10 protein-coding genes are annotated in these 15,719 nt (G+C 66.5%); 6 read left to right on the forward strand and 4 right to left on the reverse strand.

The genetic code is table 11. The features are described 5' to 3' along the window. Positions 1 to 70 precede the first annotated feature (70 nt). Complete coding sequence (locus WM2015_RS02670) at positions 71 to 2,491, forward strand: Lon protease family protein (protein ID WP_049724588.1); 2,421 nt, start codon at positions 71 to 73, stop codon at positions 2,489 to 2,491. After that, complete coding sequence (locus WM2015_RS02675) at positions 2,481 to 3,317, forward strand: universal stress protein (protein ID WP_049724589.1); 837 nt, start codon at positions 2,481 to 2,483, stop codon at positions 3,315 to 3,317. The genes WM2015_RS02670 and WM2015_RS02675 overlap by 11 nt, the downstream gene beginning before the upstream one ends. A 34-nt stretch (positions 3,318 to 3,351) precedes the next feature. Here WM2015_RS02675 and WM2015_RS02680 read toward each other — a convergent pair whose 3' ends face one another. After that, entirely contained in the window at positions 3,352 to 5,937 is a 2,586-nt protein-coding gene (locus WM2015_RS02680; protein WP_049724590.1) for a bifunctional aspartate kinase/diaminopimelate decarboxylase, read from the reverse strand. A gap of 93 nt (positions 5,938 to 6,030) precedes the next feature. Here WM2015_RS02680 and WM2015_RS02685 point away from each other — a divergent pair, with 93 nt between their 5' ends. From WM2015_RS02685 to WM2015_RS02695, 3 genes are all read left to right on the forward strand, one after another. Continuing rightward, on the forward strand, positions 6,031 to 6,834 hold the full coding sequence (locus WM2015_RS02685) for a PP2C family protein-serine/threonine phosphatase (RefSeq protein WP_082169371.1): 804 nt from the start codon (positions 6,031 to 6,033) through the stop codon (positions 6,832 to 6,834). Positions 6,835 to 6,918: 84 nt separating this feature from the next. After that, entirely contained in the window at positions 6,919 to 7,434 is a 516-nt protein-coding gene (locus WM2015_RS02690; RefSeq protein WP_169751073.1) for an FHA domain-containing protein, read from the forward strand. A 46-nt stretch (positions 7,435 to 7,480) separates the two neighbouring features. Further along, positions 7,481 to 9,235, forward strand: a complete 1,755-nt coding sequence (locus WM2015_RS02695; protein WP_049724593.1) for a serine/threonine-protein kinase — start codon at positions 7,481 to 7,483, stop codon at positions 9,233 to 9,235. Between the two features lie 18 nt (positions 9,236 to 9,253). Here the strand turns inward: WM2015_RS02695 and crp are convergent, their stop codons facing one another. Then, positions 9,254 to 9,925, reverse strand: a complete 672-nt coding sequence (gene crp / locus WM2015_RS02700) for a cAMP-activated global transcriptional regulator CRP (RefSeq protein WP_049724594.1) — start codon at positions 9,923 to 9,925, stop codon at positions 9,254 to 9,256. A gap of 213 nt (positions 9,926 to 10,138) precedes the next feature. On the opposite strand from crp, the gene speD reads away from it, so the two are divergent. Further along, entirely contained in the window at positions 10,139 to 10,930 is a 792-nt protein-coding gene (gene speD, locus WM2015_RS02705; protein ID WP_049724595.1) for an adenosylmethionine decarboxylase, read from the forward strand. Between the two features lie 42 nt (positions 10,931 to 10,972). Here speD and WM2015_RS02710 read toward each other — a convergent pair whose 3' ends face one another. Both WM2015_RS02710 and WM2015_RS02715 read right to left on the reverse strand, forming a co-directional pair. Further along, complete coding sequence (locus WM2015_RS02710; RefSeq protein WP_049724596.1) at positions 10,973 to 14,416, reverse strand: hypothetical protein; 3,444 nt, start codon at positions 14,414 to 14,416, stop codon at positions 10,973 to 10,975. Continuing rightward, positions 14,413 to 15,669 (reverse strand): metallophosphoesterase family protein, encoded by a 1,257-nt coding sequence (locus WM2015_RS02715; protein WP_049724597.1) that lies wholly within the window; start codon positions 15,667 to 15,669, stop codon positions 14,413 to 14,415. Before WM2015_RS02715 ends, WM2015_RS02710 begins: the two co-directional genes overlap by 4 nt. Positions 15,670 to 15,719 lie beyond the last annotated feature (50 nt).

The raw sequence follows: 15,719 nt of genomic DNA on the forward strand, positions 1-15,719 counted from the left end.
CTTGATCCGAACGCCAAGAGTAACCGCTAAATGACCTATAGTGGCAGGCAGGTTGACGTCCGATGAAACCATGCCCGATCGAACTCCGATTCAGCCCCTGAAGGCCGAGGCCCTGTACCGCAGCTGCCCGCCCGAAGCCTTCACCTTCAAGACCACCGACCAGCTCGACAGCCTGCCGCTGCCCTGGGGGCAGGATCGCGCGATGCGGGCCCTCGACTTCGGTAGTCAGATGGACAACCGGGGCTTCAACGTCTTCGTCCTGGCCTCGCCGGATACCGGCGCCCTGGAGCAGGTGCGCGCCTTTCTCGAGGATCGCGCATCCCACCAGCCGGTCCCGGATGACTGGTGCTACCTCTACAACTTCGATGAGCCGGACTGTCCCCGCGCCCTGCGGCTACCCGCGGGACTCGGCCATCGCCTGCGCTCGGATCTGCACATGCTCATCGATGAACTGGGCACCGGCGTGCCGGCCGTGTTCGAGAGCGAGGAGTACCAGAGCCGACTCAATGAGCTGCAGGAGCGCTTCAACGCCCATCAGCAGCAGGAGTTCGAAAAGATCGGCGAGGAGGCGGCCAGGCAGGACATTGCCCTGATCTCCACGCCGACCGGGTTCACACTGGCCCCGATGAAGGACGGCGAAGTCATCGAACCCGATGACTACGACAAACTGTCGGACGAAGCGCGCGAGCAGATCGAAGCCAAGGTGGCCGAGCTGCAGAAGAAGCTCCAGCAGGTCGTTGCCCAGCTGCCCAGGCTTCGCAAGGACGCCCGGCGCCAGGTGCGCAAGCTGAACGAAGACATGCTCCAGTTCGCCCTCGGGGGTCCCCTGGGTGAGCTCAAGCAGCGCTGGGCCGACCACCCGGAGGTGCTGCATCACTTCGACCGCATCGCCGAGGACGTGGTCGAGAACGCCCAGGCCTTTCATGGTTCCCATCAGTCCGGGCCGCCGGAAGAGCTGGTCCTTCGCTACCGCGCCAATCTGATCGTCGACCACGATGAGCAGACCGGCGCGCCGGTGATCTACGAGGATCTGCCAAATCACAACCACCTGGTCGGCAGCATCGAGCAGCAGATCCGCGACGGAGCCCTGGTGACCGATTTCAGCATGATCCGGGCAGGCGCCCTGCATCGGGCCAACGGCGGCAGCCTGGTGCTCGATGTTCGCCGTGTGCTGAGCCACCCGCTGGCCTGGGAAAGCCTCAAGCGCGTACTCGCTTCGGGTGAGGTGCGGATCGAGTCCCTGGAGCGCACCTACGGTCTGGCGAGCACGTCCACGCTGACGCCCGAGCCGATTCCGGTGAAACTCAAGGTCGTCCTTCTCGGCGAGCGGCGTCTGTTCGATCTGCTGTCCTACTACGATCCCGATTTCTCGCGCCTGTTCAAGGTCGAGGCCGACTTCTCCGAGGTGCTGGAGCGCCGCGACGAGGACCACGAGTTTCTGGCCCGCTTGATCGCGACCCTGGGGCGACGGGCCGAGGTTCGGCCCCTCGATGCGCCGGCGGTGGCCCGGGTCCTCGAGCATGCCAGCCGTCTGGCCGGCGACCAGCGCAAGCTCACCGCCCATGATCAGGTGCTGGTGGATCTGCTGCTCGAGGCGGACCACTACGCGGCCCAGGCCGAGGCCGACTGGATCAGTCGGTCCCAGATCGACCAGGCCATCGATGCGCGCCGGGATCGAGTCAGCCGCCATCGAGAGCGGGCACTGGAGCAGATCGAACGTGGCATCGTGCTGCTGGACATGCAGGGTGCTGTCGTCGGGCAGGTCAACGGCCTGGCGGTCTATCGTGCAAGCCGCTGCGAGTTCGGTTTGCCCAGCCGCATCACCGCCACCGCTCGCCCCGGCAAGGGCCAGGTCATCGACATCGAGCGCGAGGCCAAGCTGGGTGGCTCGATCCACACCAAGGCGGTGATGATCCTGTCGCGCTACATCGCCCAGCGCTATGCCGCCGATCGCGAGCTGTCCCTGTCGGCGAGCCTGGCCTTCGAGCAGAGCTACGGCGGCGTCGATGGGGACTCGGCCTCCGTCGCCGAGGTCTGCGCCCTGCTTTCGGCGCTGGCGCAGGTTGGCCTGAAGCAGAACCTGGCCGTGACGGGCTCGATCAACCAGCATGGGCAAGTCCAGGCGGTGGGTGGCGTCAACGAGAAGATCGAAGGCTTCTTCAGCGTCTGCCGCAACGCGGGTCAACTCGGAGACGCCGGGGTGCTCCTGCCGGCCAGCAATGTCGAGCACCTGATGCTCGAGCACGAGGTGGTCGAGGCGGTGCGACGCGGCGAGTTCGCCATCTACCCGATCCGCAGCGTCGATGAGGCCCTCGCCCTGATGGTCGATCTGCCCCTCGGCGAGGCCGATGCCGAGGGCCGTTACCCGGCCGACAGCTTCCATGGACGGGTCGCGGCTCGCCTGGAAGCGTTTGCCAAGGTGGCGCGTCCGGGCAATGGTCGCAGCCGATCCAACGGCGACACGGACAACGGATCCGACGATGGCTCCTGAGCCCGAAGCCGCTCTGGCCGGCGGTCGAATCGTTGTCCTGTTCGACGGCTCGCCGGGCAGCCAGGCGGCCTTGCTCCAGGGTCTGGCCATGGCCCAGGCCCAGCAGCGCGAGCTGGTGGCCCTGTACCTGGAAGAAGCCGCCCAGATCGCCGCGGCCGGCCTGGCCGTGGCCGGCGAAGTCGGTGCGGTCTCCGGTCAGCTTCGTCCCCTGAATGCAGAGGCGCAGGCGCAGGCGCTGAGGATTCGGCGCCGTCGGGCGCAGGCCTGCCTCGATCATCTGATGGGTGGACCCGGGCACTCGCTTGCACTGGACGTTCGCCAGGGAGAAGCCGTCGGGGTCCTCGAAGCCTTGCTGGGTCCCGAGGATTGCGTCGTGGCCGGACGGGCCGGTTTCGCCACCCGGCATCCAGGGCGTCTCGGTCGTCTGGCTCGTCGCCTGTTGAGCCAACTGCTTCGCCCGACCCTGCTGGCCTCGACGGCCGGTCAGAATCTGCCGGGGCCGATGGTGCTCGTGCTCGATTCCGAAGCCGGCGTCGAACGCTTGTTGCAGCAGGCCCTTCGGCAGGCCCGCGCGAGTCGCCGCGATCTGATCGTGCTGGCCGATCCCGATCTGGATGGTCTGGATGCCCTGAACACGGCCCTGGCCGAACAGGGTATGCAGCTTCACCTGGCGCGGATTCGCGGGCCGCTGTCACTGCTCAAGTGGCTGCAGGATCTGGGTGGCGCCCAGCTCCTGCTCGATCGTGGCAGTCCCCTGCTGGCCCGCATGCTCAATGAGCAGTGGCTGATCAACCTGGACCGGCCGCTGTTGATCCTGGGCGCCTGAGCCCGCCTGGAAATCCGTCAAGGCGCCGATTGCATCAGTTCTCGAGCACCAGTTCTTCCGCCGGCTCCCTCAGGTTGTAACGGGACGCCATCGCCGCCCCGTAGGCGCCGGCGTTGGCGATCAGCATGACATCGCCTTCCCGGCATTCGGGCAGCAGGCGGTCGAGGCCGAGGATGTCGCCGGTTTCGCAGATCGGGCCGACCACGTTGTAGACGTGATCACCCGGCTCGTCGCGTCGGCTCAGGTTGACGATTTCGTGCCAGGCCCCGTACAGGGCAGGGCGGATCAGCGAGTTCATGCCGGTGGCGAGGCCGACATAGCGGACCTCGCCCTTGCCCTTGGTCTGGTTGACGCGGGCCAGCAGTACGCCTGCCTGGGAGGCAAGGTAACGGCCCGGTTCCAGCCAGATCTCGACCGGGCGGATCAGGTCCTGGCGCAGGGCGCCGAGGCCGGCGTCGAGCGCGGTGAGGTCCAGAGGCAGGTCTTCACCCCGATCGGGCACGCCGAGGCCTCCGCCGAGGTTGATGATCCGCACGTCGGAAAGCTCGCGGGCAGCTTCGCCCAGGGTTTCCAGCGTGCGGTGCCAGTTGTCCGGGTGCAGAATGCCCGAGCCCGTGTGGGCGTGCAGGCCGGTGATGCGAATGTCATGGGCCGAGCACAGGCGCGATACGCGCTCGAGCTCGGCCAGGGGGATACCGAATTTCGCGTGACTGCCGGCGGTGCGCACCATCTTGTGGTGGCCCAGGCCGCTGCCCGGGTCGAGGCGCAGGAATACGTCCTGGCCCGCCAGGTCGCGGCCCCATTGTTCGATGATGTAGGCGTTGTCGACGGTCAGGCGGAGACCCTCGTCGATGGCCTGGCGCAGTTCTGCTCTGCTGGCGAAGTTCGGCGTGAGGAGCATCTGCTCGCGATTCAGGTCGCGGACATGGCTCAGGGCATGGCGCGCTTCGGGCATGGACACGCATTCGATGCCCAGGCCCTCGTCGACCAGGGCCTGCAGGATGGCCGGGTGCGGATTGGCCTTCATCGAGTACAGCACGCGATCGACCGAGCGCAGGGCCTTCAGCCGTCTCGCGGCCTCGCGCACCTGGTCGATGGCGTAGACGTAGGCGGCCTCTCGCCCCTGCATCAGCGCGAGCAGTTCCTCGGCCCGGTCACGCCACCAGGGGTGATGGATCGGACGGTCCGTCTCGCGTCGGAACAGCTGTTCCCAGGTCGGTCCGAAGACTGAATCGCCCCCGGTGCCGCCGGGGATGACCTGTTGGTGCAGTTGCTGGACCAGGCGGTCGGCGTGGCGGGCTTCGACGACGAAGGTCAGGTTGAGGTCGTTGGCCGCTTGACTGACCTGGAAGATCCGGCGTTGTTCGAACACTTCCAGGGCGGGGCCGAGGCGGTGCAGGATCGTGCGGATGCCCAGGCCGACCAGACTGACCGTTGCGCAGTCCTGCATGATCTCGACTCGGCAGTGCTTTTCCAGGCGTCCGACGAGTCGGTCGAGGGTGCCGGGGCTGGCCAGATTGGCGCCCGGGTCCAGGGTCAGGGTGACGTTGGATTCGGAGGTCGAGACCTGGTCGACGGACAGACCCAGGGCCTTGAACTCGGCGAAGACGTCGGCCAGGAAGCCCACCTGCTGCCACATGCCGATGCCTTCGAGGGAAATCAGGGTGATGCCCTTGCGCTGCACGATGGCCTTGACCTGGGCGCCGTGATCGCGCGCATCGGGGGTGATCCGGGTGCCTTCGATCTCCGGTCGGTCGGTCTGCCGGAGCCAGAGCGGGATGCGCTGCTGGTGCACTGGAATGAGCGAGCGAGGATGCAGGGCGCGGGCGCCCATGGCGGCCAGTTCCTGCGCTTCACGGTAGCTGACCTGCTTCAGGAGCCTTGCCGCCGGAATCCGGCGCGGGTCGGCGCTGAACAGGCCCGGGACATCGGAATGGATCTCGACGCGCTCGGCGTTGAGCATGGCCCCGAGCAGGGTGGCCGAGGTGTCGGAGCCGCCGCGGCCCAGCAGCACGGGCTCGCCGCGGGCATTGGCCGCGATGAATCCAGGCATGATCAAGGCGGGGGCTCGTGCGCTCAGTGCTCGGTCGAGTTCCGGGCGAGCCGCGGCCGGGCAATCGGCGGACAGGCGGTTGGCCTGCTCGCTTCGATTCGGCAGGTCCTGGCTGATCAGGATGTCACGCGCATCGAGCCATTCGCAGGGCAGCGCCTGAGCGGCAAGCCACTGCGCACCGATCCGGCTGCTCAGGATCTCGCCCATGCCGATCAGACGAGCCTGCCAGCCGAGATCCCCGGACTGACCGTTGCCCAGCAGTGCCTCGAGCGCTTCGAACTCGCCGTCGAGGAGGCTCGGGTCCAGGCCGAGCGACTGGATCAGCTGACGATGACGGTCGCGGAGATCTTCGACCAGGACCGCATCGTCGATGCTCCCGCCACCTTCGGCTCGCGCCGCGAGCAGGTCGGTGATGCCGCGCAGGGCCGACACCACGACAATGACCCGGCGGCCGGCGTCGAGGGTCTCGCTGACGCGGCTTCGGATCTGCTGCCAGTGCGAGGCGTGGCTGACCGAGCTGCCGCCGAACTTGAGGACGCGCCATTGGCTGGATTGTGGTCGATTCATGGGGTACGGTAGGCACAACGGGGTGGGCGGCTCAGCCATGGAGCCTGCCACGAAATGACATCTTTTGTCGGAATATTACGCTATATATAAGCGATGAGTCGGCCTTCCTCAGTACCGGAAGTGCGCCGGTCGGTCGGGGCCAGTGAGACCGGCTGTGTGCGCGAAAACAATCAGGACGCCATCCGCCTGGATGACGACCTCGGCCTGTGGCTGGTCGCCGACGGCATGGGGGGGCACGCCGGTGGCGCCCGGGCCAGCGAGATCGCCAGTGAAATCGTGGCCGAGGCGCGCGAAAGCGGCCTGGCCCTGCGTGAAGCGGTGCTGGTGGCGCATCGCAGCATCCGTGAAGAGCAGGACGTCCGTCCGGAATACCGCGACATGGGCACGACCATCGTGGCGCTTGCCGAAGACGGGACTGACTATGAAATCTGCTGGGTCGGCGACAGCCGGGCCTACCGTTTCTCGCCGCAGACCTCGACCCTGGAGCTGTTGACCCGCGACCACAATGTGGCCGGCATGCTGGTGGCTGCCGGGGCGCTCAGTCCGGATGAGGCGGCGCGCCACCCGCAGCGCCACGTCCTGACCGACTGCCTCGGTCTGACCGGCGAACACGAGCCGCGCATCGGCTGCCTTCAGGATCGCTGGAAGCCGGGCGAGTGGCTGTTGCTGTGTTCCGATGGGCTCAGCGGTGAATTGACGGACCGCGAGATCGAGCGCATCCTGAGCGAGAGTCAGGGTATCGACGGTGCGCGCCACGTGCTGCTGGAGCGGACCCTGGCGGCCGGCGCGCACGACAACGTGTCCATGGTGCTGATCACCAGCCCGCTGCCCGCCGAGATGCAGGCGGCGCGCCGTGGCTGGGGCTGGCTGTGGCCGTTTCGACGGCGCTCGCTATAATCGGAGCGTGATGGAACCCGTTGCGCAGGATCAGGCTGATCGATGCGCAGTCGAGGAGAGATGGATTCAGATGAGGGTGTGGAGATGAGTACAGATCAGGACAACGAGCGCAAGGCGCAGAAACAAGGACCCCAGGGCACCCATGTCTTCAGCAGAGGGGAAGTCGACCAGCTGATCGAAGAAGTCGCTGCCGGCGATGGAGGGGTCGGCGGTGCGCACCTGCAGGGGCTGAGCGACGGCGTCAAGGATCAGGCCTTCGCGCTGCGTGGCGAACGTATCGTCATCGGCCGCGGCGATGGCTGCGATATCGTGCTCAAGGATGCCAGCGTTTCGTCGGAACATGCTCGTCTCAGCCACGATCCCGGCGGCTGGCGGGTGGCCAATCTGCTCTCTACCAACGGCACCTTCATCAACGATGCCAAGATTTCCAACGGCGTTCTCCATCACGGCGATCGCATTCGCTTCGGGCGCGTTGAATTCAAGCTGCATGACCCGGACAAGAAGCGCAAGGAGAGCGCCGGTGGAGGCGTGATGCGCTGGCTGCCCTGGGTGGGTGCGGCCGTCGTGATCGCCGTGGTCGTCTGGGTCGTGCTGAACTGATGAGTCGCATGGGCGATCCGACCCTCATCCCGCGAGGAGCGCACTGATGGAACGCATCGGTCGCTACCAGGTCGAGCGCGAGCTCGGTCGCGGGACCATGTCGATCGTCTACAAGGCCTTCGATCCTCGCATCGATCGCTATCTGGCCGTCAAGGTCCTGCGCGAGCAGTTTGCCCGCGACGTCACCTCCCGGCAGCGCTTCCTGCGCGAGGCCCGCGCGGCCGGCGGTCTGGGGCATCCGAATATCGTGACCGTCTTCGATGTCGGTCAGATCGACGGTGTGCCCTTCATGGCCATGGAGCTGCTGGATGGCGACACCCTGGCCGATCGTCTCGAGAGGGACGATCTGCCCAATGTCAGCGAGTCGATCGAGATCGCGATCCAGCTTGCCAGTGCATTGAGCTATGCCCACGAGCGGGGCGTGATCCACCGCGACATCAAGCCGGCCAATATCTATTTCGATTCCGGCACCGGTGTGGCCAAGCTGCTCGATTTCGGTATCGCCGGCATCAATTCACGCCCCGAGCGCGCGGCCAGCGAGGGCGGCATGATCGCCGGCACCCCCGCCTACATGGCCCCCGAACAGATTTCCGGCGATTCACAGGATGCACGCTGCGATCTGTATTCGCTTGGTGTCGTCTTGTACCGCTTGCTGTCCGGTCGTCTGCCCTTCGACGAGCCCAATCTGAGCGAGCAGATGGCCAAGGTGATGCGAGAGCCGCCGCCCCCGCTCGAGCCCCTCGATCCGGATACACCGGTCGAACTGGTGGAGATGACCCACCGTCTGCTGGCCAAGAAGGCCGCAGCTCGCTACGACAGCGCTGAAGAAGTGCTGGAAGAACTGCAGGACATCCGCTCCGGCCTGCGTCGTGGTCTGCTGGCTTCGGCCAAGCGCAGCGGCGCGGCCTGGCGCTGGCCGATGGCGGTCGGGGCCCTGGTGGCCCTCGTGCTGGTGCTGGGACTGAGCTATGTCTATCGCTCCCAGAACGCAGCCATGGCCAGCGCGACCTTCGGTTTCGGCGAGGGTCTGGCCAGTGTCGTCGCTCGCGAAATCGCCGAGCCCTTGCTGCTGGAGGACTCCGCTGCCCTGGGCAATCTGGTCTCGGATTTCGGTAGCAACTCCCAGGTCCTGTATCTGCACATCACCGATCGCAGTGGCTTGATCCAGTCGAGCACCAACCTGTTCCTGCAGGGTGAGTCGGTTCCGGGGCTCGACAATCCGGTCGTTCGCCGCGACGAGACCGCGATCCGTGTGCTGCAGGGCGCCGACGGCAATCTCGAGTTTCAGGTGCCCATTCGTTTCCAGGCTCGTCGGATCGGCGAGGTCTACCTCGGTCTCGATGGCGCCGAGCTGTCCACGGCCGCTCGTGGAACGCTGAGCATGATGGTCATGGTCTTCCTGATCGCCATGCTGGTGATCATGGTGGCGATGGCCGTCATGGTTCGCCATCAGCGCCGTCTGATCGAACGTATCGGTTGGGGCCTGCGGCGCATGGGCAAGGGACAGTACGATTTCCGCCTGGAGAGCAATCGCCGAGACGAATTCGGCAACCTCTACCGTCGTTTCAACGACATGGCCATGCGCCTGGAAGAGCGTCATGGAGTCCGTCATTCCGTTCGCGGGGACACGGCGCGCATGTCGACGCTGACGATGCGGGGAGAGCAGGAGGGCGGAACGCTCGATCGAACGGTGGAGCTGGAGCGCGCCGCCGATGGCGCCACGGAGGCTCCCAGGCGTCCGGAACGATCCGAGAAGAAGGTCGCCAGGTTCCCGGCCCGTCAGCGAAAGTCCTCGAACTGAAGCAGGCCCCGATCCGGCTCAGACGGACTGGGCACCCTTGTACTTGCCGAGCACGACCACGGTCTTGCCCGAAGCCCGCAGCATGCCATCCTCCTCCAGGCTCTTCATGACTCGTCCGGCCATTTCACGCGAGCAGCCAACGATTCGGCTCAGCTCCTGACGAGTGATCTTGATCTGGGTGCCTTCGGGGTGGGAGACGGCATCGGGTTCCGAGCAGAGGTCGATCAGGGCCTTGGCGATGCGCCCCTGCGTGTCGAGGAAGGCCAGATGGAAGACCTTGCGCCGGGCTTGCAGCAGGCGTTGTGCCAGCTTCGAGCCGATCGCGGTGAGGATGTCGACCGCACAGTCGGACAATTCGTTGTCCAGCGCTTCGCGCAGACGCGCGTAGGAGACCTCGGCCAGCTCGCACTTGGTCTTGGTTCGCACCAGGACTTCGCGCTCCCTGGGCTTCATGAACAGGCCCATCTCGCCCAGGAAGTCTCCCGGGTTGACGTAGCTGAGGATCAGTTCGCGGCCGTCATCACCTTCGGTCGAGACCGTCAGCGAGCCTTCGATCACGTACATCAGGCTCTGTCCCGAGTCGCCAGGCCGCATGACCGTGGTCTTGGCGGCGAAGTGCTGGCGCCGACAGATCTCGAGGAATCGGTCCATGGCTTCCCGGTCGACGGGGTAGAACTGGAAATCGCGCATGCGGCTGCTGGGTCCCTTTTTATTCTGGATTTCTGGTCCAGCGCTGGGCCGAACCGGACAACAAGTCCACGATAATTCTGCACCGCGTCACAGTTTTCGTCAAACCAAGCCCTGACGGCCTGGCTCGAGTCTTGGCAGAAATGTGGAAATCGGAGTCCTCGATGCCCGATAATAGGCGGTTCAGCTCATCGCCAACACGGGGCCGCATCGCACATGAAATCGCGCCGCATCAAGCTGCATGGCTTCAACAATCTGACCAAGGCCTTGAGCTTCAATATCTATGACATGTGCTATGCCACGACCGAAGGCCAGCGCGAGGACTACATCGCCTACATCGATGAGGCCTACAACGCCGAGCGTCTGACGCAGATTCTGACCGATGTATCGAACATCATCGGCGCCAATATCCTCAATATCGCTCGCCAGGACTACGAGCCCCAGGGCGCCAGCGTCACGATCCTGATCAGCGAGGAGCCGGTGGTTCATGACGAGGATGCCGGTAGCGCCGCGCCCGGCCCGCTGCCCGAGACCGTGCTGGGACATCTCGACAAGAGCCACATCACGGTGCACACCTATCCCGAGAGCCATCCGCATGACGGGATCTGTACCTTCCGGGCCGACATCGATGTGGCCACCTGCGGCGTGATCTCTCCGCTGAAGGCGCTGAACTACCTGATCCACAGTTTCGAATCCGACATCGTCACGGTCGACTACCGGGTGCGTGGATTCACCCGCGATGTTCGGGGACGCAAGCACTTCATCGATCACAAGATCACCTCGATCCAGGACTTCTTCAGTCGCGACACGAAGAATGCCTACGAGATGATCGATGTGAACGTCTATCAGGAAAATCTCTTCCACACGAAGATGCGGCTGAAGGATTTCGACCTGGACAACTACCTTTTCGGTCTCAAGGCCGATGAGCTGGATCGTCGCGAACGCAGCCGTATCGAGCGCCGCCTGCGCAAGGAGATGCAGGAGCTGTTCTACGGCCGCAATCTCTGAGCGGAGACGGCCCCGAAGGCCGGCTCTGGCCGTGGCGCAAGCTCAGCGAGACCTGGCCAGGGGGTCGCGGATCGCGCCGATGATCCAGGCTCTGAGCTGGGTGATCTCTTCGGGAGGCAGGCCGGACCTCAGGCTGATCCTCGCTGCTGACAGGCGTTCCTTCTCTTCTGCATCGGCAAGGTAGCCGCGCTCCTGCAGCCACTGTTCGAGCTGGTCGATGTTGTCGCTTCGGAAGCGGCTGACCTTGCCCTTGCGCAATGCATCGATCAGTTCGGCCGGCTGGCGGCCGAGGCTCTCGTTGAGCTCGCGCACCCGGTCCATGAAATGATCGGTGATGGCGCCGCTCTCGCTGAGCGCCTGGTCATCGACGGGTCGAGCGTGGCGACGGCACCAGTCTTCCAGGATGAGCCGGGCCGCCTTGGCCCGGTTCTCCAGGCGGTCGCGCTGATCGGCCTTGATCAATTTGCTGGCCTGGGCTGACTGCAGGAAGGCCTCGAGCTGTCCCAGTCGACCGAGTTCGAAGCGGATCAGCTCGGCCACCTGGGAGGGCTCGTCCTGGAGCAGGTGGAAGACATGCATCTGCCCGGGATCGCTCCACGGCGAAATCGGGTCCACCCCGGCGGCACGCGCCCAGTCCAGCAGGTCCATGCCTTCCGGTTCGGGAATCGGCTCGGGTCTGTCGATGCCCTCGGGCATCTGCTGCTGCAGCGGCTCGACTTCGCCCTTGCGTACTTCGGCCATGTCGATCAGGTGCGGTGCCGGCCCTTCGCCGGCCCAGGCGGTCCAGGCCTGCGCATCGTCGCTCTGCGCGGTCAGGTAGACCATCTGGCGATCCCCGCGCACGATGTCCTGCACCGATTCCACGATCGAGCGATAGCGATCGGGGTCGGTCGTGGTCAGCACTTCATCCATGAACACGGGTAGGGGCTCGGCCTGCGATTCGAGGCGCTCGATCCAGGCCAGGCGCACGGCCAGCAGCAGCTGTACGCGTGTGCCGGTCGACAGTTCGGCGATGGAGCGTTCGCGCCCATCCTGGGTGTCGAGAGCATGGAAGGCCTTGTCGCGGAACCGCAGGCGATAGCGATGGTGGGTGAAGCGGCCGAACCACTCGGCCGAGCGCGACAGGGCGGCTGGTTCGTTGTCGCTCTCGTGGGCTTCGCGCACATCCTCGATGATCAGCCGTCCCGCCGCCGCCATCAGCTGGGCGTCGAATTCCTGCGACAGAGCCTCCCGGCTGCGCTCGAATTCCACGCCGAGCCGCTCCAGTTCGCGCCGTTCGAGGAGGTCTTCGTGGCGCGTCTGGATCTCGCCGACGCGCTGGTTGAGCTGGTCGCGCTCGGCCACCCGGGCCGACAGCTCGGCCTGGACCTTCTCGAGCGCTTCGCGTGCCTGCTCGCGGCCCTGGCGGATGAGCTCGGGTTCTTCGGCCAGACGGGCCTCCAGGCGCCCGATCTCGAGGTTCTGATCGCGACGTTCCTGCTCCAGTCCGCGCCAGGCTTCGAACTGGTCGATGCGGTGGATCAGGGCGTCGCGGTCTCCGGCCTTCAGTCCGGCCTGCTCGAAGATCCGATCGCGTGCCTTTTCCAGCTGGCCGATATCGGCCTGCAGTTCGCTGATGCGGTGTTCGTGGGCGCGCACTTCGTTGTGCCGCTCGGCATTCTGGCGCATGCGCGGGCTGAGCAGGTGAATCCAGTGGGCCAGCTCCCGGCTGCCGCCGGGCTGGTCACCGCCCATGCCGTGACGCTCGAGAAGATCGGCGGTTTCGGCCTGTGCGGCCCGATACCGATCCTCGAGCTGCATCAGCTGCGCCTTGTGACGTTCGACACTGGCCTGCTGCTGCTGCCATTCGTACAGATGACGGCACCAGAGCTGAAAGCCGGTCTCCAGGCGGGTGTCGGCGCTGACGCCGATCTCGCTGGCCAGCTCGTCCAGCTTGCCGCGCGCCTGCTCGAGATTGCCGCGCTGGCTGTTGAGCTGGTCGCGGACATCGGCCGCCCGTGCCTGGCTGATCTCGTGGCGGGTGGCGGACTCCAGTTCCAGGTCCAGGCGCTCCAGACGGGCTTCGACCTCGGCTTCGGTCCAGCCGAGCGGGGGCTCGACGTCGGTGGCCAGGAAGGTCTCGGCGGCGGACTTCAGGTCGCGCCAGCGCTGGATGAAATTGAACAGCAGGCTGAGCGGCACGCCGGCCGCGATCAGGATCAGCATGACCAGCTCGGGCAGGGGCTCGAGCTGTTGAACGCCGAGCAGGCGCCAGGAGGCGAGGCCCGCGGCGGCGCTCAGGCCGCCCCAGAGGATGCCTTCCAGGGGCGAGAGGCGGGCTCCGTCGAGCCAGCGCATCAGGGCCTCTCTGGCCTTGCGAAGATCGGCCTGCGGTCGGCCGGTCAGGTTGCTCGAAACGTGCGTCCGGGCCAGCTCGCCGGTCAGATTGCGGATCTGCTCGCGCAGGGCCTGGACCCGGTCGACGCGTCGTTCCAGTTCTTCCAGGGCGGCCTGGTCGAGGCCTTCGGCCCGGTCGGGGGTGCGCCCGAGGCGCCGGGCGGCCAGCACCAGCGCGGCTTCGGCCTGAGCGATCTGGTCGCTCTGCTGTTCGATACGGTGTTCGAGGTCGACCAGGCGATCGCGGTGATCGCCGAGCTCGGCCTGCAGCGCTTCGAGCTGCTGTGGATCGATCGGCCCGGAGCTCTTCAGGCGCTCGCGCGCCTTGCGCAGGGCGCCGTGCTCGATGGCCAGCTCCTTTTCCTTCTGCGCCAGCGCGTCCTCGGCCTGATCCAGGCGCTCGAGCTCGTCGCCCCGCAGGCGGTCCATGCCGCCGGGGTATTCCTCGATCAGCACCTGCTCGACGGCGCGCAGGCGCGCCGTGGCGTCGGCCAGGGCCAGGGCATCTTCGCAGGCGCGCAGGCGGCCCGCGGCATCGGCGGTGCGATCGAGCTGGCGACGCAGGCGCTCCAGGGTGGCCAGTTCGTCATTCAGTTCGCCGTACTCGCCTTCCTTGCTGGCGACGGCCTGTTCCAGACGGCTGAACTCCTGGGCCAGTTTCTTCGGTCTGGGGCGAGGAGCGAGTTCGCCGGTCTCCAGGACGGCATCCAGATCGAAGCCGCCGGCGAGCAGGGTACGCAGGTGACCGGCGATGTGCTCCTCGGTGCTGCCCAGGGCGTTCAGATCCTCGGCGCTGATCAGAAAGGCGCCGACGGCATCGTCGGGAGGCAGGTTCGGCGCTTCCGCGCGCCGCCCGTCCACCAGCCACTGCACCTGCTGCCCGCGTCGTTCGCAGACCAGGGTCCGGTCGCCGCGCTGCCAGTGCGCGCTCAGCTCGCAGTAGTCGGGGTTCATGCCCGGGTAGAGCAGGGCGCGCACCGCGCGCACCAGGCTGGACTTGCCCGAGGCGTTCGGCCCGGTCACCACGTTGACGGCAGCGGGTTCGAAGTCAACCGAAAAGCCCCGGCTCAGGCCGGGCAGGACGCGGATCTCGAGGGCGCGGAGCTTCATCCGGCCGCCCCGGTCTGGGCCAGCAGGCTGCTCAGACTGTGCATGGCGGCGCGTTCGAGATACTCGCCCAGTGCCGCGTCATCGAGCGGGCGCCCCAGGCCTCGGAACTCGCGCTGCTCGGCCAGCGGCCCGAGTTGCTCGCGCGCCCGCTCGAGCAGGCGTTCCCGTTCCACCTCGTCGGCACCGCGCAGGGCCAGGACGCGGCGGGCCAGCAGGCCCACGGGGTCCTGGCGCTCGGCCAGGCGCTCGAGCTCGATGTCGGGTTCGAAGGCCAGCTCCAGCTTGTCGATGAACAACTGGATCGATTGCTCGGTCCAGGGGCGAGCATCCTCCAGCCACTGGCGCGCCGCCGTCGCGATTGCTGCTCCGATCCGGCTCCGCCCGACCAGGCGCAGGCGCAGGCCGATGGCCTCGGGGGCTCGACACAGATCACCCAGGGCGCCGACGCAGTCGCGGGCGCCGGCCAGGATCGCCGAACCCAGCTGCTCCGGGTCGTCGAGCTGGCTGACGTCGAGGTCGATCGATTCGTAGCGAAGCGGTGCCAGCACCAGCTGCTCGGCGCGTACCTTGCCCTTGCCCGCTTCGATCAGCCAGGGCCCGCGGTCGCCCGTTTCGCTGGCGCGCAGGGCGCTGACCGAGCCGAGGTAGCCGATTGGTCGGTCCCCGTCCATCGGGTCGGGTTGATGGATATGGCCCAGCAGCCAGGCCGAGACGGGGGCGGACTCGAGGTCCTTGCTCGACACCGGCGCGTGGCGGCTGTTGCTCTGGTCCCGGTCGCAGTGCAGCAGGCCGATCAGCGGCCGCTTGCCACGGCGCCCCGGAAAGTCCTCCAGCGGGCTCTGGCGGACTTCGGCCTGCGGGAAGGACCAGCCGATCAGGTCCAGATCGCCGATCTCCGTCGATTGCCAGCGCCCCCCGGCGCCGAGCAGGGTCAGATGATCGAGTTCCTCGGCCAGGCGCGGCAGGACATGGACGTCGTGATTGCCGGCGACGGCCCAGGTGCGGATGCCCGCCGTGGCGAGCTTTTCCAGTCCGGCCTTGAGCTGGCCGTAGGCGACGAAGAAGTCGCGACTGCGCTCGACCAGATCCCCGGCCAGCACCACACCGTCGACCTTGCGATTGATCGCTTCGGTAACGCTGCGCATCCAGGCCGCTTCCGGACCCAGCTCGCGCTGCAGCGACCTGAGTTCATCGGGCAGGCTGGCGGGCAGACGACCCAGGTGCATGTCGCCGATCGCAAGCAGGGTGGTCATGGCCGGAAGTCGAGCCTTCGCATCGGAAATGGGTAACCCTGACGATAATG

The organism is Wenzhouxiangella marina (assembly GCF_001187785.1).
GTDB classification, from domain to species: domain Bacteria; phylum Pseudomonadota; class Gammaproteobacteria; order Xanthomonadales; family Wenzhouxiangellaceae; genus Wenzhouxiangella; species Wenzhouxiangella marina.